The organism is Bradyrhizobium oropedii (assembly GCF_020889685.1).
In the GTDB taxonomy this organism is placed as follows: Bacteria; Pseudomonadota; Alphaproteobacteria; order Rhizobiales; family Xanthobacteraceae; genus Bradyrhizobium; species Bradyrhizobium oropedii.
In genome coordinates this window covers 23397-45065 of sequence record NZ_JACMYO010000029.1, presented here as the reverse complement: position 1 = coordinate 45065, position 21669 = coordinate 23397, and the positions used below count along the sequence as shown (strand labels likewise).

The 21669-nt window shown below is 63.8% G+C and carries 18 protein-coding genes and 2 pseudogenes; 13 read left to right on the top strand and 7 right to left on the bottom strand.

All coding sequences use genetic code 11. The features are described from left to right. Window positions 1-40: 40 nt before the first annotated feature. On the bottom strand, window positions 41-1471 hold the full coding sequence (gene dnaA, locus H8A95_RS11080; RefSeq protein WP_229183204.1) for a chromosomal replication initiator protein DnaA: 1431 nt from the start codon (window positions 1469-1471) through the stop codon (window positions 41-43). Window positions 1472-2728: 1257 nt separating this feature from the next. Beyond that, window positions 2729-2995: a 30S ribosomal protein S20 gene (gene rpsT, locus H8A95_RS11075; protein ID WP_229183203.1), complete on the bottom strand. Its 267-nt coding sequence runs from the start codon at window positions 2993-2995 to the stop codon at window positions 2729-2731. 372 nt (window positions 2996-3367) lie between these two features. Here rpsT and H8A95_RS11070 point away from each other — a divergent pair, with 372 nt between their 5' ends. The 3 genes from H8A95_RS11070 to H8A95_RS11060 all read left to right on the top strand — a co-directional run bounded on the left by H8A95_RS11070 (window position 3368) and on the right by H8A95_RS11060 (window position 5410). Continuing rightward, window positions 3368-3685, top strand: coding sequence for a hypothetical protein (locus H8A95_RS11070; RefSeq protein ID WP_229183202.1), 318 nt, complete (start codon window positions 3368-3370; stop codon window positions 3683-3685). Between the two features lie 148 nt (window positions 3686-3833). Beyond that, the gene (gene msrA / locus H8A95_RS11065; protein WP_229183201.1) at window positions 3834-4490 is read left to right on the top strand and encodes a peptide-methionine (S)-S-oxide reductase MsrA; all 657 of its coding nucleotides are present in this window, start codon (window positions 3834-3836) and stop codon (window positions 4488-4490) included. Window positions 4491-4663: 173 nt separating this feature from the next. Beyond that, window positions 4664-5410, top strand: coding sequence for a polysaccharide biosynthesis/export family protein (locus tag H8A95_RS11060; RefSeq protein ID WP_420839371.1), 747 nt, complete (start codon window positions 4664-4666; stop codon window positions 5408-5410). A gap of 166 nt (window positions 5411-5576) precedes the next feature. Here the strand turns inward: H8A95_RS11060 and H8A95_RS11055 are convergent, their stop codons facing one another. After that, on the bottom strand, window positions 5577-6251 hold the full coding sequence (locus H8A95_RS11055; RefSeq protein WP_229183200.1) for a dienelactone hydrolase family protein: 675 nt from the start codon (window positions 6249-6251) through the stop codon (window positions 5577-5579). Window positions 6252-6658: 407 nt separating this feature from the next. Further along, window positions 6659-7414, bottom strand: a pseudogene (locus tag H8A95_RS11045) (alpha/beta fold hydrolase); the annotation flags it as partial. 287 nt (window positions 7415-7701) lie between these two features. On the opposite strand from H8A95_RS11045, the gene H8A95_RS11040 reads away from it, so the two are divergent. From H8A95_RS11040 to H8A95_RS11025, 4 genes are all read left to right on the top strand, one after another. Continuing rightward, a complete protein-coding gene (locus H8A95_RS11040) occupies window positions 7702-8193 on the top strand; it encodes a (2Fe-2S)-binding protein (RefSeq protein ID WP_163156709.1) in 492 nt (163 codons plus the stop codon). After that, a complete protein-coding gene (locus H8A95_RS11035) occupies window positions 8190-10475 on the top strand; it encodes a xanthine dehydrogenase family protein molybdopterin-binding subunit (RefSeq protein ID WP_229183199.1) in 2286 nt (761 codons plus the stop codon). The genes H8A95_RS11040 and H8A95_RS11035 overlap by 4 nt, the downstream gene beginning before the upstream one ends. 264 nt (window positions 10476-10739) lie before the next feature. Further along, on the top strand, window positions 10740-11837 hold the full coding sequence (locus H8A95_RS11030) for an HD-GYP domain-containing protein (protein WP_163156714.1): 1098 nt from the start codon (window positions 10740-10742) through the stop codon (window positions 11835-11837). Window positions 11838-12038: 201 nt separating this feature from the next. Next, entirely contained in the window at window positions 12039-13328 is a 1290-nt protein-coding gene (locus H8A95_RS11025) for a cytochrome P450 (RefSeq protein ID WP_229183198.1), read from the top strand. 113 nt (window positions 13329-13441) lie between these two features. On the opposite strand, the gene H8A95_RS11020 is transcribed toward H8A95_RS11025, so the two are convergent. Beyond that, a complete protein-coding gene (locus H8A95_RS11020) occupies window positions 13442-15022 on the bottom strand; it encodes an AMP-binding protein (RefSeq protein ID WP_229183197.1) in 1581 nt (526 codons plus the stop codon). Between the two features lie 206 nt (window positions 15023-15228). Further along, the gene (locus H8A95_RS11015; protein WP_163156721.1) at window positions 15229-15648 is read right to left on the bottom strand and encodes a VOC family protein; all 420 of its coding nucleotides are present in this window, start codon (window positions 15646-15648) and stop codon (window positions 15229-15231) included. 187 nt (window positions 15649-15835) lie between these two features. Here H8A95_RS11015 and H8A95_RS11010 point away from each other — a divergent pair, with 187 nt between their 5' ends. From H8A95_RS11010 to H8A95_RS10985, 6 genes and pseudogenes are all read left to right on the top strand, one after another. Continuing rightward, window positions 15836-16807, top strand: a complete 972-nt coding sequence (locus H8A95_RS11010) for a Bug family tripartite tricarboxylate transporter substrate binding protein (RefSeq protein ID WP_229183196.1) — start codon at window positions 15836-15838, stop codon at window positions 16805-16807. A 120-nt stretch (window positions 16808-16927) separates the two neighbouring features. Then, entirely contained in the window at window positions 16928-17221 is a 294-nt protein-coding gene (locus tag H8A95_RS11005; RefSeq protein WP_420839370.1) for a DUF3551 domain-containing protein, read from the top strand. Window positions 17222-17363: 142 nt separating this feature from the next. Further along, complete coding sequence (locus tag H8A95_RS11000; protein WP_229183195.1) at window positions 17364-17831, top strand: ArsR/SmtB family transcription factor; 468 nt, start codon at window positions 17364-17366, stop codon at window positions 17829-17831. After that, window positions 17816-18178, top strand: a pseudogene (locus H8A95_RS10995) (SRPBCC family protein); the annotation flags it as partial. The gene H8A95_RS11000 and the pseudogene H8A95_RS10995, both read left to right, overlap by 16 nt. Window positions 18179-18196: 18 nt before the next feature. Then, window positions 18197-18934 (top strand): DUF899 domain-containing protein, encoded by a 738-nt coding sequence (locus H8A95_RS10990; protein WP_229183194.1) that lies wholly within the window; start codon window positions 18197-18199, stop codon window positions 18932-18934. 106 nt (window positions 18935-19040) lie between these two features. Next, window positions 19041-19397, top strand: coding sequence for a DUF1428 domain-containing protein (locus H8A95_RS10985; protein WP_229183193.1), 357 nt, complete (start codon window positions 19041-19043; stop codon window positions 19395-19397). A gap of 9 nt (window positions 19398-19406) precedes the next feature. On the opposite strand, the gene H8A95_RS10980 is transcribed toward H8A95_RS10985, so the two are convergent. Then, window positions 19407-21620: a patatin-like phospholipase family protein gene (locus H8A95_RS10980; protein ID WP_229183192.1), complete on the bottom strand. Its 2214-nt coding sequence runs from the start codon at window positions 21618-21620 to the stop codon at window positions 19407-19409. Window positions 21621-21669 lie beyond the last annotated feature (49 nt).

Below are 21669 nucleotides of genomic sequence, written 5' to 3'. Positions count from 1 at the left end.
AGGGGAGGGCCATGGAACGAGCCAGCCGGATGCGGCGACCCTATTCCTGGAGCTGGCGCTTCAGCGATTCGACTTCTTCCGACAGCGTCGTGTCCTTGGCGACCAGTGCCTCAATCTTGCGCACGGCGTGCAGCACCGTGGTGTGGTCGCGGCCGCCGAAGCGTCGGCCGATCTCCGGCAGCGAGCGCAAGGTCAGCGTCTTCGCCAGATACATCGCAACCTGGCGCGGGCGCACCACATTGGCGGTGCGGCGGGACGACAAGAGGTCGGAGCGGCTGACATTGTACTGCCGGGCGACCACGCGCTGGATGTCCTCGATCTTGATCCGCTTCGGCTCCTGCGGGCGGATCAGGTCACGCACCTCTCGCTCGGCCATCTCCAGCGTCACCGGCTGGTTGTTGAGCTTGGAGTGCGCCAGCAGGCGGTTGATCGCGCCTTCGAGGTCGCGGCCATTATGGGTGATGGTGCGCGCCAGATAGTCGAGCACTTCCTCCGGAACGTCGAAGCTTGCGTGGTGGACGCGGGCCGCGGCGACGCGCGACTTCAGGATGCCGAGCCGCAGTTCCTCGCCGAGCGAAGCCATCTCGACCACGAGGCCGCCGGCCAGCCGCGAGCGCACGCGGTCGTCAAGGCTTTCCAGATCCGACGGCGGACGGTCGGCTGCGATCACGACCTGGCGGCCGGCATCGATCAGCGCGTTCAGCGTGTGGCAGAACTCGGCCTGCGTCGACTTGCCCTGCAGGAACTGCAGATCGTCGATGACCAGCACGTCGATGCCACGCAGCGCTTCCTTGAACGCCAGCGCCGTCTGCGTCTTCAGCGCCGCGACGAAACCGTACATGAACTTCTCGGCGGTGAGATACAGCACCTTGCGCTCGCCGCCGGAATTGCCGGCCCAGGTCACCGCCTGCAGCAGATGGGTCTTGCCGAGGCCGACGCCGGCATGGATGTAGAGCGGGTTGAACATCACGGGATCGCCGCGGCGTCCTTCCGCAACCTGGCGCGCAGCCGCATGGGCCAGCGTGTTGGAGCGGCCGACGACGAAGCTTGCAAAGGTCAGGCGCGGATCGAGCGGCGAGCCGCCGAGCGCGTCATGGCTTGCCGACACCGGCGCGGTCGCAAACGCACGCAGTTCAGGCATGGGACGGCCGTCGGTGCGCTCGATGCGGCGCACTTCGACCGGCGCAACCGCTTCCTTCACGGGAGCCATCGCACGGATCGCGGAGCGCACCGTAAGGTCGATCTTGTGCACTTCCGGCATCTCGGCCTGCCAGCAGGAGAGCACGCGGTCAGCATAATGCGCCTGGATCCAGCTCTTGAGGAACCGGGTCGGAACCGACAGGTGCACACTCTCGTCGTGCACGCTCTCCAGGTCCATCCGTGCGAACCAGCTCGTGTAAACGTCCTCGCCAACGCTCGTCCGCAAACGTCCCTTTACCCGCGACCAGCGATCCTGTTCCGTGTTCGTCATAGCTTTCGTGCTTTTCCAAATCTGAGAGATGATGATTGCGAAAGCGCCGTGCAGGCTTGCTGCCTGCTGCGGCGCGACCTCTAGCGGGCGCGGTCTGCTCCGGACAAAGCTCCCCCGTGTGGCGACCATGCGCCACCCGACAGATCAGCTGTTTGGAGAAGATGCGTCCCGCGAGGTCAGCGCGTACTCGACGGCCTCTGCGGGTAGGAGCCAACGTCCGAGGGGTTGATTACGGCACCACTGGAAATCTGCACTTCAGTAGTCGATGGATCGACTGCAGTGATGATACCGTAAGACATAAGTCCTCCCCCTCCCGCCGCGACGTATCGCGGCAAGTTGTCAGCTTGCTGGTGCCTTAAATTCGAACTGCCGCTACCGAACACCGAAATGCCCGGCGCTTCGCCGCCGCGTGTCGTCGTCAACCTGTTCGCTCGCGCCGCGTTCCCGCTGCCGGATTCCAACGATCGTCCTGGTCTCTCTTGTTCGATCCCCCAAATTGCCGGGGACATCGCCGGAGATATTTTGACACAGGTCGACCGTCCTCATATCGCTATGAGCCGTCAATCCAGCTTCGCTTGGAAAGCGTCGCTAACGCACACACCGCCGCCGATTTGTGCGTCCGCCCCTGGGTCTCAAACCGCGCTGATCTGGAGAGCCTTGGGCGTCGCGAACAAGAAATAAATACACCAAGCGCATTTTCTGACAATCCGTGGATTCGACGGGGATCGCGACTCTTCGTGACTGTTGCGGCGTTGCCGATGCCGAGTTGCGAAAGCAAGTTTTTGAATCAGCGCACAGAATCGCGCGCGTCACAAACGACGGTGCAATACCAAAAAATTTTCATAGAAAATTTACAATTGGTCGCGCGCCGGTCGCTTTTCCAATCGCTGTCCAACGCTATGTGCATAAGTAACTCGCGAGACGTCATTTTTCTCGATTACTTTTGCAGGGTAACCCGCGTCGCAATTTTCTCGCTTCGCAAAGTTTCGGCGCGAGATATTCGCGCGCTATTCCATCTATCTAGCTTAGCGAAGGACAATCTCTGCGCGAGTGCGCTGCGTTAAGCATATTGTCCGGTAGAACTACGGACGCGACGAAACATGACACGCACTTCGTTGCGCGGCAATCCGCAGTCTTCTCGCGCTATGAAACTTCCACGACAAAAATCCTCTGCGACAAAAGTCGGGACAAAAACAAAAAGCCCGGCGCGAGCCGGGCTTCGTAACAGATCTGTTTTTCAGTCAGCTGAGTTGCAGCTCACTTGGCGAGCTTGGCGATGCTCTGCGTGAGGCGCGACACCTTCCGGCTCGCGAGGTTCTTGTGAATGATGTTGCGCTGCGCTGCCTTCATCAGCTCGGGCTCGGCCTTGCTCATCGCCTTGAGTGCCGCCTCGCGGTCGCCGCTCTTGATCGCTTCCTCGACGGTGCGCACCGCGCCACGCATCTGGGTGCGGCGCGACTTGTTGATGATGGTGCGGCGGGCAATCTTGCGGGTCGCCTTCTTGGCGGAGGTGGTGTTGGCCATGGTTCTCTAACTGTCCTTCGGCGGTGATCGCTCAGTGGTCGGGCTTGCGCGCACCGGCCGGTTCAAATCTCGACTCTGATGTATTTGTCCAAGGTATTGACTTGGGTGTCCTTGAGGCGGCCATGCGAAGAGCGCAAATAGCTGCCCCCGCATGCGGCACTGTCCAAAGAACAGCGGCGGCAGGATTGCGCCCGCCGCCATCGGCCGGTCTTATAGATGGCGCAGGCTTAAGCGTCAACGCTTTCGGGACCCAAAAAGGGGCTGAAATCGGGCCCGGGAGGGCCGGATAAGCCGCTGAAGAGGTTGAATTTCCGGGAGGCGCCCGGTAAGGCCTGACGACGCGTGGGGCGCGACAGGGAGTTTGGGTGACGCATGATCCGCGGCTTTTTCCGTCTGATCGGCCTTTTGCTGCTGGCTGGCAGCTTCATCTTCATGGTCTATGACGGGGCCCGTTACGTCGCCGACCAGAGCCTGCGGTTCACCCAGTTCGGCCAGTTCTGGAACGACATCCATCAGTCGAGCCAGCAGGCGTTCCATGCCTGGGTGGATCACCTCGCGCCCTGGCTCTGGAACAGTGTGATCCGCCTGATCCTCGAGCAGCCGGTGTTCGCGGTGCTCGGCATCCTGGGCATCCTGCTGATGATCCTGTTCCGGCCGCGCAAGCCCCTGATCGGCTATTCACGCGACTGACTTTGGTCTCCGCAGTCTTCTTGGCTGCAGCCTCCTCGGCCGCAGCCATCGGTAACGGGGCTGCCATCATCTGCGTAAGGACATATATAGGTGACAGCCGGCCCGCAGGCCCAACCCGCGTCGGCCGATGTCCCGCCTGGAGGTATCCATGTTGTTCATGCGCAAGACTACCGCGTTGCCAAGCGCCGCCGAGGCGCTGCCGGGCCGCGCGACGCCGATCCCGACCGCGACCACCCATTTCGTCAACCGCAGCAAGTTGACGCCGCCTTATCCGCAAGGCCTCGAGCAGGCGGTGTTCGGGCTCGGCTGCTTCTGGGGCGCGGAGCGCAAGTTCTGGGAACTCGGCGACGGAATCTACACCACCGCGGTCGGCTATGCCGGCGGCCACACGCCGAACCCGACCTATGAGGAGGTGTGCTCGGGACGCACCGGCCACACCGAAGTTGTGCTGGTCGTGTTCGACCCGAAGAAGATCTCCTACGAGAAGCTCCTGAAGACGTTCTGGGAGAACCACAACCCGACGCAGGGCATGCGCCAAGGCAATGACATCGGCACGCAGTATCGCTCCGCGATCTACACCTTCAGCGACGCGCAGCGCAAAGCCGCCGATGCGTCGCAGGCGATGTATCAGAAGGCGCTTGCCGCCAAGGGCCTCGGCGCGATCACGACGGAAGTCGCCGCGGCCGGCGAGTTCTACTTCGCCGAGGACTATCACCAGCAGTACCTCGCCAAGAATCCGGCGGGCTATTGCGGGCTCGGCGGCACCGGCGTGTCCTGCCCGATCGGCGTCGGCGTCACCGCCTGATCGTCCTGCTTGAGAAGCGGCCGCTCCGGAAACGCGCTCCTCGCTTTTCCGGAGGCCGGCCCTGGATCGAGGGGAAGGCGGGCTTTCCGGCTCTCCACCCGGTCTCCGAAAACCCTTTATTAACCATAAGTGGTGCAAGACTGGGCCTGTCTCGCCGTTGAGGGATAAGTCCGGTGCCGGTTGCACACGCGTTACGATTGCCGATCACTGCCGTTGTGGCTGCGCTCGCGCTGTCTGGCTGCATGAGCACGTCTGGGCCCGTTGCCGTCGGCCCGCAAGGTGTCGATGCCGTCACCTATGGTCCGACCTACGCAGCCGCTCCGGTTGCCGATGGAGGCGGCGGTGCGATCAGCGCATTGCGTTCCGCCTTCGCGAGCTCTTCTCCCGGTTATGGCTATGCCGCGCCGGTCGCCGCCCCGGTCGTCTATGCCGCCGCGCCGGCTGGGCCCGCCGGTTACGACAATTCCTATCATCTCGGCCCGGGCGACAAGCTCCGCGTCGTGGTCTATGGCCAGGAAGGCCTGACCAACTCCTACGCGATCGACGCCGCGGGCGCGATCACCATGCCGCTGATCGGCTCGGTGCCGGCACGCGGCCGCACGCCGGCCGGTCTCGCCGGCGAAATCTCGGCGCGGCTGCGCAACGGCTTCATCCGCGAACCGTCGGTTGCGGTCGAGATCGAATCCTACCGGCCGTTCTTCATTCTCGGTGAAGTCGCGGCGCCCGGCCAGTATCCCTACGTGCCGAACATGACCGTCGAGAGCGCGGTCGCGATTGCCGGCGGCTTCTCGCCGCGCGCCCGCCGCGACAGCGTGACACTGACCCACACCGACGCGTCCGGCGCCGGCCGTTTCGTGGTGCCGCTGGGCACGCCGATGAGCCCGGGCGATACGGTGTTCGTCGGCGAGCGCTGGTTTTAGGCGAAATTTCCATCCACCCGTCATTCCCCGGTGCGCAATTGCGCACCTGAGGATGCGCCGTAAGGCGCAGGCCCCGAATCCATTCCACCACGAATGATGCGGCGAAATGGATTCCGGGCTCGCGCTTCGCGCGCCCGGGAATGACGAGATGGAAAAAAGCTGCGGCTTATTTCCGCAAATGCTCCGCGAAAAATTCCATGCTGCGCGGCCAGGCGGTGTCGGCGCTGGCCTTGTCGTAGCTTGCGCGCTCGTCGCAATGGAAGCCGTGCTGCGCACCGGGATAGATGAAGACCTCTACTTCGGGCCGCTTCGACTTGATGGTCTCGACATCGCTCAAGGGAATGCCGGCATCCTTCTCGCCGAAATGCAGCTGCGTCGGCACGGTCGGCTTGTCGTCGGCGAAGCGTATAACGGCGCCGCCGTAATAGCCGATCGCAGCCGACAGCCCTGACAGCTTGGTCGCGGCCGCATAGGCGATGCTGCCGCCGAGACAGAAGCCGACGATGCCGACCGGTCCGACCGACTTCACTGCGTCGATCGCCGCCTGGCTGTCGCGCAGCATCGCGGCAAAGTCCGGATTGGCGACGAATTTGCGCGCCTCGGCGATTTCGTCGGGAGAATAGCCGCTCTGGAAGTTCGGCGTGATGCGATCGAAGATCGAAGGCGCAACCGCGACATAGCCTTCGCTCGCCAGTCGGTCGCAGACCGAGCGGATGTGGTGATTGACGCCAAAGATCTCCTGGATCACGACGACAGCGCCCTTCGGCGCGCCGGCAGGGTCGGCGCGATAGGCCCCGAGTTCAAATCCGTCCGAAGCCTTGAGCCTGATATCTTGTCCCATGGTCCATCCTTGTCACGTTAGGCATGAAGCTCTTTGACGAGGGCTAGCGCCACATCCAGTTCTCGCCCCAGTCGCCCTTCCAGCCGGCGAGCCGGCCCTTGCGGAATTGGAGAAAGAGGCGGTCGTGGTGCGGGAACAGCCCGCTGCCGCCGATATCGCGGAAGGTCAGGAAGATCTCGTTGCCGGGCCGCCCGCTGACGTAGGTGAAGGGTGTGCCGAGTGCGCGCTGCGCGTCCGCGACGCCCATCCCGAACGCCAGCGGCGTGCTGTTCGACAGCGTCGCAGTGAAGGTGGACGGGGCCGTGACGAACGGCAGCTTCTGCGCGCTCGCTTCTGTTGCGGCGGCAGTCAGCAACAATGCGACGGCAATCGTCTTCACGACGTGGTCTTTCCCGGCGCGCGGCTTCAAGGCCGTCCAGGAACGGCAGCACCGCGGCGATGAAGGCTTGGGGCTGGTCGATGTTGACCGCATGGCCGGCGTTCGGAATCACCGCCTTCTGCGCGCCCGGGATCTTTGCCGCCATGTAATCGGACGCAGCCAGGAATGGCGTGTCATCGGCGCCGACCACAACCAGCGCTGGCACCTTGATTCCGGGCAGCGATTCGATCACCCGCGCGTCGCGCTGCGCCAGCATCCCGCGCGCGGCGAGCGCCAGGCCCCGGGCGTTGCGATGCGCGACCGTCGCGCGCTCGGCGCTCAGCGACTTCAGCACTTCGAGCCCTTCGCGATCGAAGCGATCACCGGTGTCGCGGGCGCGCTTGTTCCAGACCTCGCGGGCGTCGTCCTTCTTGAATCCCGGGCCGGTGTCGATGATCAGCAGCGCACGCACCCGCTCCGGATGGGCGCGGTGAAAGGCGAGCGACATGTAGCCGCCGAGCGATAGGCCGCCGACGATCGCCTGGTCGGCGCCGGCGGCGTCGAGCAGGGCGGCGATGTCGCCGACGGTCAGGGCTTCGCTATAGGCATCCGGATTGTCGGGATAGTCGGATTGGCCGTGCCCGCGCATGTCCCACAGGATGAGCTTGTGCCGCTTCGACAGCGCCTCGATCTGGCCTTGCCACATCGCCGAGGTCGACGAATAGCCGTGGGTGAGGATCAAAGGCGGGCCGCTGCCGTGAATCTCATAATAGATATCGACACCGCTGCGGTTGAGCTTGGCCATTGACGGGCTCCTTCTGTTGTCGACGTCAGGTTCGGCGACGCTACCGACCTTGGTAGGAGCCATCGATACGGCATCAATGCTGGCATTTCAAAAGCTTCATGCCGTTGCCGCATCGCACAACCGGCAGTTTCCGAAATTTATTCCTTTCGAGCAATTCCAAATTGGATTGCCTCCAGCCGGGAACCGGACCATTGTTTTGGCAACTGTCGCTTACCCGGTGGGCGCCAGCCATGACCCAACAGTGAGTTGCCGCCGTAAGCGGCTTCCGCCACCGGAAGGGGAGAGAGATGCCAAATCTCAATATCAACGGACGGAATATGTCCGTCGAGGCGGCCAGTGACACGCCGCTGCTTTGGGTCATCCGCGAGCAATTGCAGATGACGGGCACCAAATTCGGTTGCGGCGCCGGTCTCTGTGGCGCCTGCACGGTTCACGTCAACGGCGAAGCGGTGCGGTCCTGCCAGACCTCGCTCGCCGACGCCGTCGGCAAGAAGATCACCACCATCGAAGGTCTCTCCGCCAAGGGCGAACATCCCTTGCAGAAGGCCTGGGTCGCCGAGCAGGTGCCGCAATGCGGCTACTGTCAGTCCGGCCAGATCATGCAGGCGGCAGCGCTGCTGTCGAAGAACACCAACCCGACGAAGGAAGAAGTGGTCGCGCATATGGACGGCAATCTCTGCCGTTGCATGACCTATTCACGAATCCAGAAGGCGATCATGCGCGCTGCGTCCGATATGCGCACCGCATCGGCCACCGGATCCGAGCGGAGGGCCACATGAACAAGCACGTGAAGAGTCTCGCCCCTGAGGCGACCGATCTCAGCCGCCGTTCCTTCCTGGTCGGCACCGCTGCAACCGGCCTCGTGCTCGGCTACGCCGCGTCCGGCGTCGATCACGCGCTCGCAGCGCCCGCACCCGCCCACTTCGAGCCGAGCGTCTGGTATTCGATCACGCCTGATGGCCTCGTCACGGTGACCTGCGGCAAGGCCGACATGGGCCAGCACGTCGCCTCGACCATGGCGCAGATCGTGGCCGAAGAGCTCGGCGCGAACTGGAAGGACATGCGGGTCCAGCTCGCCTCCAACGACCCGAAGTACAACGATCCCGTGCTGGGCGCGCAGATCACCGGCGGCAGCTGGTCGACGATGATGAACTTCGACGCCATGAGTCGCGCCGGCGCTGCCGGCCGTATCGCATTGACCGAGGCGGCTGCCGCTTCGATGGGCGTGCCGGCCGGTGAGCTGGTGGTGCGCGCGTCGACGATCAGCCATCCGAAGTCGAAGAAGTCGATGTCGTTCGCCGACGTCGTGAAGAGCGGCAAGGCGACCAAGACCTTCACGGCGGATGATCTGAAGGCGATCAAGCTGAAGACGCCCGACCAGTACACCATGATCGGCGTCTCGGTGCCGCAGCTCGACATTCCGTTGAAGGTCAACGGCACGGCCAAGTACGGCATCGACACGATGTTGCCGGGCATGGTCTACGGCGCGCTGGTCACTCCGCCGGTCCGCTACGGTGCCACCGTGAAGTCGGTCGACGATAGCGCGGCCAAGAAGCTGCCGGGCTTCATCAAGGCCGTCACCCTGGACGACAAGACCACAACCACGACCGGTTGGGTCGTCGCGGTCGCCAGCACCTATGCGCAGGCGAAGAAAGCCGCCGAGGCGCTGAAGATCAGCTACGATGGCGGCCCGAATGCAAAAGCGTCGAGCGAATCGCTGCTGACTGAAGCCAAGCGGCTTCAGGGGCTGAGCGATTCCGGCCAGTTCTTCGTCAAGGACGGCGATCCGGATGCGGCCTTCGGCTCGGCGGCCAAGGTGTTGGAGGCGGAGTACACCACCAACATCAATATCCACGCGCCGATGGAGCCGATGAACGCCACCGCGGAGTTCAAGGGCGACATCCTGCACATCTATTCCGGCAACCAGTTCGCGACACGCTCCGGCGCGATCGCAGCCGGCGCCGCCGGGATCGATCCGAAGTTCGTGGTGATGCACCAGACGTGGCTGGGCGGCGGCTTCGGCCGGCGTCTCGACGCCGACATGATGGTGCCCGCGGTGCAGGCGGCGAAGGCCGTCGGCAAGCCGGTCAAGGTCATCTACACGCGCGAGAACGACATGACGATGGATTTCTCGCGTCCATTGACCTTCCAGAAGGTGAAGGCCGGCGTGGACGGCGACGGTAAGCTCGTCGCATTGAGCCACGATGTCGTCTCGGCCTGGCCGACCCAGCGTTGGGGCATCCCCGACTTCCTGTCGCCCTCGGTCGACAAGAAGGGGCCGCTCGATGCTTTCACGGTGAACGGAGCGGACTTCTTCTACACCGTGCCCAACCACTATGTGCGGGCGATCAAGAACGAGATGGCGCACAACGCCACCCCGTCGGGTCAGCTCCGTTCGGTGGCGCCGGGCTGGACCTTCTGGGCGATCGAAAGCATGGTCGACGAGATCGCGCATGCGACCGGCAAGGACCCGGCACAGCTCCGCATCTCGTTGCTCGACGGCAAGGGCAAGAATGACGGCGGCGCGCAGCGTCTCCGCAACACCTTGCTCGCTGCGATGGGTCTCGCCGGCTACGGCACCAAGCAGCTGCCCAAGGGCGAAGGCATGGGCGTGGCCTGCGTGTCGTCGCAGGAGCGCGCCACGGCGAGCTGGACCGCCTGCGTCGCCCACGTCGCAGTCGCCCCCTCGGGCGAGGTGACGGTGAAGAAGCTGACGGTTGCGACCGACGTTGGTACGCAGGTGAATCCCGATGGCATCCGGGCCCAGGTCGAGGGCGCGGCGCTGTGGGGCATGTCACTCGCGCTGTTCGAGAAGGCGACGTTGAAGGACGGCGGCATCGAGCAGACCAACTTCGACAGCTACACGCCGCTTCGGATGAGCCAGCTGCCGGAAGTCGCGGTCAACGTCATCGCCAATGGTGAGAAGGCGACCGGCGTCGGCGAGCCCGCCGTGACGGTGGTGGCGCCGGCGATCGGCAACGCCGTCTTCAACGCAGTCGGCGCCCGCGTCCGGGGCCTGCCGATCACCGCGGAAGCGGTAAAGGCTGCGATGAAGGCGTAATGGCCTGAACGAATGAGGACGCCGGAGAGCGTAAAGCTCTCCGGCGTTTTTCTTTGCGCCGCGCTGGAGCCGGAAATAATTCATGATTCGCAGGCGATGCGTCCGGCCGCTTTTATTTCGGGCCGGCCTGATTTCACTGGTGGATTCGACGATCCCTCAAATTGTATCCATTGCGCTTAACCGTCGTTCAGCATCCCCATTAAGCCGGAGGGAACGCATCGTCCGGTAGCGTCCAGCGTCGGTCGTTACCGCGACGGGGATGTCATGACTGCCTTGGCCAACAACCAGACTTCGAAGCGCCGTCTCCTGCTGGCGTCAGATCGAAGCGATCAAAGCAACGAACTCGCCAGCATCCTGCGCTCGGTGGGCGAGGTCGATACCGTTCCGACGTCCGACATTCCCGAGCAGCCGGCCCGCGATCTCTCCGGCATTGTCGTCGACATCAATCTGCGCTCGCCCGAGGCCGTGCAAATGGTCCGCGCCAAGTTGCAGACCGATGCCTATCGCGAGATGCCGCGGCTGTTCGTGCTGGCGGATGCGCTGCATCACGCCTCGATGCAGGCCTGGGCGCTCGGCGCCACCGACACGATTTCGCGGCCGTTCGATGCACGCGGCATCCTGCAGCGCATCCGCGCCGCATTTCCCGACAACAGCGGTTACGACGAGACCGACCGCGGCAAGGCGCTCAACCGCGGCGTCGAAGCCGCGCATGGCGTGATGGTCAAGATGTTCGAGCGGATGCGCGCCGGCGAGCCGCTCAAGTTCGAGGACATCGTTGCCGCCGAGAACAAGATCCTCAAGGCGATCAAGCACAACTCGCTGCGCGAATGGCTGACCACCGTGGGCTGCCATCACCAGGAGACCTATCGTCACTGCCTGTTCGTGACCGGCTTCGCGGTCGCATTCTCGCAGCATCTCGGGATGCGCGAGGACGATCAGCGCCGTCTCGCCCGCGCCGCGCTGCTGCACGATGTCGGCAAGGCGTTCGTTCCGGTCGCGCTGCTCGACAAGCCCGGCGCATTCACGGTCGAGGAAATGGCCGAGATGCGCGAGCATCCGCGTCGTGGCTACGAGGCGCTGTCCGCGCAGGGCGGCTTCCCGCCTGAAATGCTCGACGTGATCCTGCATCATCACGAATTCCTCGACGGCACCGGCTATCCGAACGGCCTCAGCGGCAACCAGATCAGCGACATCGTCCGCGTCACCACGATCGTCGATGTCTATGCCGCGCTCGTCGAGAAGCGCGCCTACCGGCTGCAGTTCACCCACGCCAAGGCCTTCTCCATGATGGAGGAGATGGGTGGCAAGCTCGACCAGCAATTGCTGCAGGCGTTCCGCCCGGTGGCATTCGGGCATTATTGAGCGCTTTTACCGCGTCGTCATTGCGAGGAGCGATAGCGACGAAGCAATCCATGCCGCCGCTTGTGGCGCGATGGATTGCTTCGCTTCGCTCGCAATGACGGGCGAGGTGACGAGTTTAGCCAATCAACGCAAGTCCCCGTCCTTACCTCCGCCTAGATTTCGGCGATCATCGGCATGACCGATGCTTGGGTGAGGACGATCATGGACACGGCAACGACCGGGGATCTCGACATCCCCGCCAACATCGCGGCAACCCTCGTCGATCCGGTCGCCTATGCCGACGACCGCATCCACGACAGCTATCGCTGGCTGCGCGCCAACAATCCGCTCGGGATCGCGCGGCCGGACAAGTTTGATCCGTTCTGGGTGGTGACCAAGCACGCCCATATCCAGGCGATCAGTCGCCAGAACGACCTGTTCCACAACGCCGATCGGCCGACCACGCTGACCAACCAGGCGCTCGAGGAGCGGGTGCGCAAGATCACCGGTGGGCCCAATCTGGTGCGCTCGCTGGTGCAGATGGATGCGCCCGACCATCCGAAATATCGCGCGCTGACGCAGGGCTGGTTCATGCCGGCCAATCTCGGCAAGTTCGAAGGCCGCGTTCGCGAGATCGCGCGGGCCACGGTGCAGCGCATGCTCGACCGCGGCGGCGCCTGCGATTTCGTCGAGGACGTTGCGCTCGGCTATCCCCTGCACGTCATCATGGAGATCCTCGGCGTGCCCGAGGCGGACGAGCCGCGCATGCTCAAGCTGACGCAGGAGCTGTTCGGCCCGCAGGATCCGGATACGGCGCGCGTCCGCGAGGCGCTGAGCGCGGAACAGGTCTCGGCGATGTTGCAGGCGATCGTCGCCGACTTCTCGGCGTATTTCCGCAAGATCACCGACGATCGCCGCCAGAATCCGCGCGACGATCTCGCCACCGTCATCGCCAACGCGAAGATCGGCGGCGACTACATGCCGGAGCACGATCAGACCAGCTATTACATGATCGTCGCAACTGCGGGCCACGACACCACCTCATCCTCGACCGCGGGCGCGATCTGGGCGCTGGCCAGGGACCCCGCCGAATTCGCCAAGGTGAAGGCCAACCCGGAACTGATCCCGGGCCTGGTCGACGAGTCGATCCGCTGGATGACGCCGGTCAAGCATTTCATGCGCTCGGCTACCGCGGATACCGAGCTCGGCGGCCGCAGAATCGCCAAGGGCGACTGGCTGATGCTGTGCTACGCCTCGGGCAATCGCGACGAGGAGGTGTTCGAGGATCCCGATCGCTTCCGCAGCGACCGCAAGCCCAACCGCCATGTCGCATTCGGCTATGGCGCGCATCTCTGCCTCGGCCAGTATCTGGCCAAGCTCGAGATGCGCATCCTGTTCGAGGAGCTGCTGCCGCACCTGAAATCGCTCTCGCTCGACGGCGAGGTGAAGATGACGCAGGCCTACTTCGTCAGCGGCCCGAAAAAGCTGCCGATCCGGTTCGAGGTGAATTGAGAACTTCGCGTCATTGCGAGGAGCGAAGCGACGAAGCAATCCATACTTCAGCGTATGCTGAGCGGTGGATTGCTTCGCTTCGCTCGCAATGACGGCGAGGCAAAGCGCCGTTCTTACTCCAGCATCTTCCGCAATTCCGCCTTCGCGACCTTCTCCAGTGTCGAGCGCGGCATCTCGTCGACGAAGCGGATTTCCCGCGGCACCTTGAAGTCGGCGAGCGCGGAGCGGCAGGCGGTCATGACCTTGTCGTGCAGGTCGGCCGGCAAGGCGGCGACGCCGCTTTGCGGGATGATGAAGACGACCGGCACCTCGTCCAGCATCGGATGCTTCTTCGCCACCACCGCGGCCTCGCGGACGCCCGGCACCACGGCGATCACCTGCTCGATCTCGGAGGCCGCGACATTCTCGCCGCCGACCTTCAGCATGTCCTTGGAGCGGTCGCCGAACTTGAGATAGCCGCGCTCCAGCATCGTGACACGGTCGCCGGTGATGAAGTAACCGTGCTCGTCAAAGCTCTCGCGCGTGGCCTTCTCGTTGTGCAGATATTCGGCGAACAGCGACAGGCCGGGAATGCCCTTGATCAGGAGATTGCCGGTCTCGCCGACGCCGGTCGGCGTGCCGTCATCGTTGGTGATGCGGATTTCGTATTCCGGCGCGGCGCGGCCGATCGACATCGGCGGGTTCGGCTGATCGACCTCGCCGATGATGCCGTGGGTGATGGTCTCGGTCATGCCCCACCAGCCGATGATCTTGATGCCGAACATCGCGAATGCCGGCGGCGCGTTCACGGCGGTGCCCCAGAGCCGGAACTTGTGATGCTTCGGCACCTCGTGCTCCAGCAGCGCCTTCATGCAGAACGGAATCGTCGAGGTCCAGGTCGAGCCGTGCTCGAGCGCCACCGGCCAGAAGCGGCTGGCCGAGAAGCGCGGCTGGATCACGCAGGTGCCGCCGACCCACAGGATCGCCAGCATCGAATAGGCCAGCGCGTTGGTGTGAAACAGCGGCAGATAGGTCTGGTGCACGTCAAAGGCGTGCAGGTCCTGATGCGCGGCGTTGATCTTGGCGCCCCACAGCGCATTGGCATGCGTCCACAGCACCGCCTTCGGCCGCGATGTGGTGCCGGAGGTGTATTGCACGCTGCACGGCGCGAGCGGATCGGTCGCGCGCTGTGGCCGGTCGGCGCTGTCGGCAAACAGCGCTTCAAAGCTGTCGCCGCGCGCGGGCGCCTGCGCCGGCGCCTGGCCCGCATCGTGCGAGGTCACCGCGATCCAGCGCAGCCCCTTGCAGTTGGCTGATATCAATTCGGCATAGGCTGGCTGGGTGATCGCGGCGACCGCGCCGCAATGGCCGGCAAAATATTCGATCTCGGCTGCCGCCGAGCGGGTGTTGGTGGTGACGGCGATGGCGCCAAGCTCGACACAGGCGAACCATGACATGATCGCCTCGATGCAATTGTCGAGATGGATCAGGACATAGTCGCCTTGCCTGATGCCGCGTTTGGCGAGGCCCGCGGCTAGCGCGCCGACCCGCTCATGGAATTCGCCGTAGCTCCAGTGCCGCGCCGGCGCGTCGAACGGTGCCCAGATCAGGAATGGATGATCGCGGCGCACCTCGGCGCGCATTCTCAGCAGCCATGGCACGTCGAGCCCGGCAAACGGTCCGACGATTCCCGGCACTGCTTTTGAACTGGTCATATGTCCTCCCGCGGCCTTGGCGGCCACCCTTGATCTTGGTTGGGAGCAGTTCTGCCATCGGCGTGCGCCGAGAGCAAATCAGGATTTGCAGAGCAATGTTGCGCTGAAGCTATCCGTTCCGCCGCGCGGAAGAGGTGGATCCGTTGGCGGTGCCTGTGATCCGGCGCGCATCCACGCACGCGCTCGCGCGCAATGACGAACGATCGCTAGGTTGGGTCTCGTTCATACGACGAGATCTCGATCAGGCTGCCGTCGGGGTCGCGGCAATACACCGAGCGCAGCGTGCCGCGCGCGCCCTGCTTGGCGACCGGACCTTCCTCGATCTTGACGCCATTGGCCTTCAGATGCGCGACCACCTCGTCCGGCGTGCTCGCGGTGAGGAAGCAGAGATCGTCGCTGCCGGCCGCTTCGTGATCGGCGGTGAACCATTCCACCTTGTCGGCATCGCGCGGCCGCACGTTGATCTTCTGGTTGCCGAACACCAGCGAGGTGCGCGGCGTCTTGCCCTTGCCGGGGTCGAACACCTTCACCTCCATGCCGAGGATCCTGCTGTACCAGGCAACCGAGCGCACGACATCGGTGACGTTGATCACGAGATGGTCGAGCCCATTCACCTTGACGGACATGATCGATCCTTTTCGGTCCCGAACGCGTTCGGTTCTGATGCAATCAGAGCCGCAGCTTAGTCTTTCGTCGCGGTCGGTGCGCACGTGTCGCACTGGCCGCATCACGCATTGTTTGTTAGAATCGCGCCGCATGCAACGCAACAGAAACGGGCAGGGGGCCGAACCCTGCTGGATTGGGAGAGACTTCATGATTTCACGCCGCGCCGCGCTGGGCCTGATCGGGTCGGGGATTTCGACCTTCGCGATCGGCCGTGCTTCCGCAGCCGACTATCCGGCGCGGCCGGTGCGCTGGATCGTGGGCTATCCGCCGGGCGGCGCCACCGACATCATCGCGCGCCTGATCGGGCAGCGGCTGTCGGAGAAGCTCGGGCAGCAATTCGTGATCGAGAACAAGCCGGGCGCCGGCAACAATATCGGCACCGAGGCTGCGATCAACGCCGAGCCGGACGGCTACACCGTGCTGCTGGTCAATCCGGCGAACTACATCAACGCCTCGCTCTACGCCAATCTGAAGTTCAACTTCGTGCGCGACGTCGCGCCGGTTGCCTCTTTCAACCGCGTGCCGAACGTGATGACCGTCAACAAGGACGTGCCGGCGAAGAACGTCGCCGAGTTCATCGAGTATGTGAAGGCCAATCCCGGCAAGGTGAACATGGCATCGTCCGGCAACGGCACCTCGGTGCATCTCTCCGGCGAGATGTTCATGTCGATGACCGGCTGCAAGATGCAGCACGTGCCGTATCGCGGCGCCGCGCCTGCGATCACCGACATGCTCGGCGGTCAGGTGCAGGTGATCTTCGACAATATGCCCTCGATCATCCAGCACATCCGTTCCGGCTCGCTGCGCGCGCTCGGCGTGACGACGGCCGAGCGCTCCTCGCAATTGCCCGACGTGCCGGCGATCGCCGAGACCGTGAAGGGCTATGAAGCGAGCGCGTTGTTCGGCATGGGCGCGCCGAAGAACACGCCGAAGGAATTGATCACCAAGCTCAACACCGAGATCAACGCCGTGCTCGCCGAGCCCGATATGAGGAAGCGTCTGGTCGAGCTCGGCGGTGATTCGCTGATCCAGACGCCGGACGCCTTCGGCAACGACATCAAGGCCGAGACCGACAAGTGGAAGAAGGTGGTCGAGTTCGCCGGCCTCAAGGTCGAGTAGGCTTCAAGCGTCAGGAAACGCCTGGCCTTCTGCTGGGCCTTGACGCGGAATAAAATGACCTTCAGGAACCTTACCCGAGATGCCGCACTTTGCTCACTGCGGCATCGGAGGAATAGGATCATGCGCACATCGCGATTGGCAATGCTTGCTTTGGGAACGATGGCGCTCGCCGGTGCCGCGAGCATCAAGCCTGCCTCCGCCGACCCCTATGACTATCCGTGGTGCGCGCAGGGGCCGAGCCTCGGCTATCCCGGCGAATGCGCCTACCAAACCTACGATCAGTGCCTTGCGAGCGTGTCGGGGCGTTATCTCGCCTGCGGGGAGAACCCGCGCTTCCTGTTTCGCGCACAGCTGCAGCCGGAGCCGCGACGCTATCGTCATAAGCACCGGCATCGCAAAACACACCCGCAATAGCCGTCGGCTGCGAACGCGTTCGGCCGCAGGGCGTTCGCGGTCTCCGGTCGTCCCAGCCATTTGTCGTGAGGCAGCGCCCCTGTTCGCGCAATCGTGAAGGATCGCGCTTGACGCCGCGCCGTTTGCGCCTATACTAAACCGTATGGTTAAGTATCAAGACGAAGCACTGGACCGCACCTTCGCGGCGCTTTCCGATCCCACCCGCCGCGCGCTTGTGGCGCGGCTCGGTGAGCAGGAAAGCCTGTCGGTGAGCGAGCTGGCGCAGCCATTCGCGATGTCGTTGCCGGCGATCATGAAGCATCTCGACGTGCTCACCGATGCGGGCCTCGTCGCACGCGAAAAGACCGGCCGCACCGTGGCGTGCCGGCTCACCGCGAGGCCGATGGAGCAGGCGATGAACTGGCTCAATCGCTACGCGCAATTCTGGTCCGACAATCTCGACCGCCTTGCAGCCTTTGTGGAGGAAGATCCATGGCAATCCAATCGGCAAACCAATCCGCAGTCGCCGCCGACGCCGGCCTTGCCGCGCGTCCAAGCCTTACCCTCACGCGGCTCCTCCGCGCACGGCCCGAAAAAGTCTACGCCGCGTGGACCGAGCCGGAAAACCTAGTGCAATGGTTCGGGCCGGGGCAGATCAAGCCCGGCACGACCCAGGCTGAGCTCGATGTTCGTGTCGGCGGACGCTACCGGATCAAGTTCACCGGCAAGAACGGCGAATATCACGAGGTCGGCGGCACCTATCGTGAGGTGGTGCCGAACGAGAAGCTGGTGTTCAGCTGGGCCTGGCATTCGACGCCGGAGCGCGAGTCCGAAGTGACGGTGTCGATCAAGCCCGACGCCGGCGGCACCTTGCTCACCTTCCATCACGCGCAGTTCGTCGATGAGACCGCTCGCGACAACCATCAGCGCGGCTGGACCGAATTCCTCGGCAATCTGGAACAGTATGTCGACGCCTGACCTGCAAAGGAGCATGCCATGTCTCAACACACAATCGTCTCGCGCGAACAATGGATCGCGGCCCGCAAGGCGCTGATGATCAGCGAGAAGGAGCTGACCCAGGCCCGCGAAGCGGTGAGCCGGCAGCGCCGCGAGCTGCCCTGGGTGAAGGTCGACCAGGACTATGTGTTCGACGGGCCTGATGGCAAGGTGACGCTCGGCGATCTCTTCAAGGGCCGGCCGCAGCTCGTGGTGCAGCACGTGATGTTCGCGCCGGAATGGGATGCCGCCTGCAAGAGCTGCTCGTTCTGGGTCGACGGCTTCGAGCGCATGGTTCCGCATCTCGCCGCGCGCGACACCACGATGGTCGCGATCTCGCGGGCGCCGCTGGCCAAGCTCGAGGCGTTCAAGAAGCGGATGGGCTGGACCTTCGACTGGTTGTCGTCGGGAACCAACGACTTCAACTACGATTACGGTGTGTCGTTCACGCAAGGTCAGATCGATGCTGGGGACGCGAAATACAATTATGGAACGACGCCGCTCTATGGTCCCGAGCTGCCCGGCATCAGCGTGTTCTTCCGCGACGAGGAGGGGAGCGTGTTCCACACCTACTCGACCTTCGCGCGCGGCCTCGATATGATGAATGCCGCCTATCATTATCTCGACCTGACGCCGCTCGGCCGCCACGAGGAAGGCTTGCCCTATCCGATGGATTGGGTGCGGCTACGTGACCAGTACCAACCGGCGCCGGTTCAGGCATCCTGCTGTCATACCTGACGCTTGGCGCGTCACACGCCGTCATTGTTTCGCGAAGCCTGTGATGGGCTGCGCGCTCGTATGCGCTGCTGCCTGCAATGACGGTCCAGTACAGAAGGAAACGCCCATGCCCTACGTCGATGGTTTCGTCGTCGCCGTGCCAAAGAAGAAACTCAAGGCCTACGCCCAGCTCTCGAAGAAGGCCGGCAAGGTCTGGCGCGAGCATGGCGCGCTGGATTATCGCGAATGGGTCGCCGATGACGTCAAGCCGGGCAAGCTGACCTCGTTTCCGCAGAGCGTGAAACTGAAGGCCGGCGAAACCGTCGTGTTCGCCTGGATCACCTACAAATCGCGCGCCCAGCGCGACAAGGTCAACGCCAAGGTGATGGCGGATCCCCGCTTCTCGTCGATGGATCCGAAAACGGCGCCGTTTGATCTCAAGCGGATGATCTATGGCGGCTTTGCCAGCCTGGTGAAGGTGTGATGGTCTTCGTCACTTTCGCTTCTGCGCGATAGTGGCTTCCAGCATCGGCGGCCTGATATCCGTGTTCAAGGTCTTGAGCACATCGTCGAGTTGGCGGCGATTCTCCGTGGCGCGACCGATGACTGCGCGAAGATCGGCGATCATCGTCTCCTCCATGCTTGGCGTGTAGTGGCGGCTTGCGAGGAACTCGTCGATCTTTCCCGGGTCGACGTTGAAGGTCACGTCCATCGCATCGAGCGTGCCGAGCGAGAGCACCCAGCTCATGGCCGTGTAGGCGTCGTCGCCAAGGGGCTTGAGATCGAACGAGTGAAACTCGGCATTCTCCAGGCCGGATATGCTGGTATCGGAGACGCGCTTGGCGCCGAGCACGCCGCGCGCACCGCGCGTATGATAGAGGCCACCGATGATCGACGTAACCTCGATCAGGATGGGTGAGCGCGGCTGGGCCTTCGCCGGCTCGACCGGGACCGGCTGGCCGCCGGTATGCCGCGCGAGGTCCTCGGGACCCATGGTGTCGTCGTTCAGGATTTCGATGATGACGATCTTCCGTGTGCGTCCGGTTCGCTTCAGATAGCGCGCGAGGTCATAGACGGTCTCCATGCCGCCATTCTCGAAATAGCCGCCGTCGATGATGCGCCCGCTGGTGGACTGGCCGTTGACCAGGCGTCCCGGGGGGCTGACGATGGTAAAGCGGGCGGAATTGAGCACCGCGGTCGACGCGCGGATCGGCGCCGGCGCCAGCTTGTAGAAATCGTGCGTGTCCTCGAACGCGTCCGTTTCGATGCGGATCGGCGCGGTGATGATCCGCTTGCCGGTTTCGACATAGGTGCCATTGGCGAGCACGATCGGCACCCATCGTCCGTCGTCTTGCTGCAGCCGGGACTTGCTCCATATGCCGGTGTACTCGCCCGCCAAGCGCCCCTTCGCCGGGCACGGCTGCTGTTTACAGGCCGTCGCGAGCTGATCCCACCCGATCTCAAATGCCTCCTCCAGGGAAATGGCGCGGTCGGGAAACAACGGCGCCGGCAGGAAACGTTGCAGCAGGTCGGTGAACAGCAGCCCGCCGATGGCCGGCGACAGATAGTCCTTGCCGAAGAAGGTCTGCACGAAATTCAGCCGGGCCTGCTTGCCGGATGCTTCCGAACCCATCGGGCGATCGGCGAGCCAAGCCGCGTAGCCGATTGCGCCGAGGGAGCCGCCCGAGACGCTGCTGATGGCGAACACATGATCGGAGAATTTTCCGTTGCTGCGTTCATCGAGCGCCCGCAGCACGGTGCCGGTCCAGTACGCCGCGCGCGAAGCTCCGCCGGCCGCGGCAACGAGGACCATCGGTTCGTTGGGTGCGCGGCCGGCCTCCCATCGCGCCAAAGCCTGCTCGAGCGATGGACGCGCCGACATGTCGGCAGTGGCCGGCAGGCTGCGGACGCGATGATTGTCGTTGAACAGGCTGAACACCACGAAGGCGATGCCGCCGAGCAGGACGATCGGAATTCTTTGCTGCCGCACCAGAAAGATCAGCAGGCTGGTGAGCGGGATGATGCATCCGATCGCGCCATAGGCGAGCGCCGCGGGTCCCAATGCCCAGGCGAAATGGGTACGGACGCTGGATATCCAGAGCAGCACGAAGATCGCCACCGAGATGACGATGGTCGCAGCGATGAAGCCCCAATCGCCGCGTTCAAGCCGGATTGCGGCGAAAGGCTGCACGCCCGGCTGTGCACCAAACCGCACGGTGCGATAGATGAAGAAGGCAAACAGAAGCGCAGCGGCCAGCGTGAAGCAGGCCATTCCGACCCAGGCATCCTGCAAGCCGTGTCGCGCGCTCAGCCACATTGCAGCGATTGCGCCCAGCAGAGGCGCGATCCCGAAGACGCGGCGAAGATAGCGAAACCACAGCGGCTGCTGTTGCGCCTGTCGGGTCTTGTAGAGCAGGTTGGACCAATACCATGCGTTGATGCCGGACCACACGCAGGCCGCCAGGAACGCAGCCCATCGCCCGAAGGTCGGCCACGCATCGTCTGCAATCGTCCAGCCGCTCATCGTGGCGTTGGCACTGTCGACCAGCGCCCGGACCACGTCTCTGCCCTGATCCAGATACAGCAGCGCGACACCACCGACGGCGAGGCAGATGACGATGATGCGGAGATCCTCGACGGTGCGATACAGCCGCCGGAGACGTCGAAAAAACGCGCCGACGCGATTGAGGTGCTGGGCGAGGTTCATGAAAAACTCCCGGCAAAAAGTCGCGCGGACCGGCCACGGAGTGCTCCGG

Coding starts and splice junctions, on each gene's coding strand:
- H8A95_RS11025 (WP_229183198.1), top strand. CDS start 12,039: ATGGACACGGCAACGACCGGGGATCTCGACATCCCCGCCAACATCGCG.
- H8A95_RS11020 (WP_229183197.1), bottom strand. CDS start 15,022: ATGACCAGTTCAAAAGCAGTGCCGGGAATCGTCGGACCGTTTGCCGGG.
- rpsT (WP_229183203.1), bottom strand. CDS start 2,995: ATGGCCAACACCACCTCCGCCAAGAAGGCGACCCGCAAGATTGCCCGC.
- H8A95_RS10980 (WP_229183192.1), bottom strand. CDS start 21,620: ATGAACCTCGCCCAGCACCTCAATCGCGTCGGCGCGTTTTTTCGACGT.
- H8A95_RS11030 (WP_163156714.1), top strand. CDS start 10,740: ATGACTGCCTTGGCCAACAACCAGACTTCGAAGCGCCGTCTCCTGCTG.
- H8A95_RS11035 (WP_229183199.1), top strand. CDS start 8,190: ATGAACAAGCACGTGAAGAGTCTCGCCCCTGAGGCGACCGATCTCAGC.
- H8A95_RS11000 (WP_229183195.1), top strand. CDS start 17,364: ATGGTTAAGTATCAAGACGAAGCACTGGACCGCACCTTCGCGGCGCTT.
- msrA (WP_229183201.1), top strand. CDS start 3,834: ATGTTGTTCATGCGCAAGACTACCGCGTTGCCAAGCGCCGCCGAGGCG.
- H8A95_RS11040 (WP_163156709.1), top strand. CDS start 7,702: ATGCCAAATCTCAATATCAACGGACGGAATATGTCCGTCGAGGCGGCC.
- H8A95_RS11005 (WP_420839370.1), top strand. CDS start 16,928: ATGCGCACATCGCGATTGGCAATGCTTGCTTTGGGAACGATGGCGCTC.
- H8A95_RS11055 (WP_229183200.1), bottom strand. CDS start 6,251: ATGGGACAAGATATCAGGCTCAAGGCTTCGGACGGATTTGAACTCGGG.
- dnaA (WP_229183204.1), bottom strand. CDS start 1,471: ATGACGAACACGGAACAGGATCGCTGGTCGCGGGTAAAGGGACGTTTG.
- H8A95_RS10990 (WP_229183194.1), top strand. CDS start 18,197: ATGTCTCAACACACAATCGTCTCGCGCGAACAATGGATCGCGGCCCGC.
- H8A95_RS11015 (WP_163156721.1), bottom strand. CDS start 15,648: ATGTCCGTCAAGGTGAATGGGCTCGACCATCTCGTGATCAACGTCACC.
- H8A95_RS11070 (WP_229183202.1), top strand. CDS start 3,368: ATGATCCGCGGCTTTTTCCGTCTGATCGGCCTTTTGCTGCTGGCTGGC.
- H8A95_RS10985 (WP_229183193.1), top strand. CDS start 19,041: ATGCCCTACGTCGATGGTTTCGTCGTCGCCGTGCCAAAGAAGAAACTC.
- H8A95_RS11010 (WP_229183196.1), top strand. CDS start 15,836: ATGATTTCACGCCGCGCCGCGCTGGGCCTGATCGGGTCGGGGATTTCG.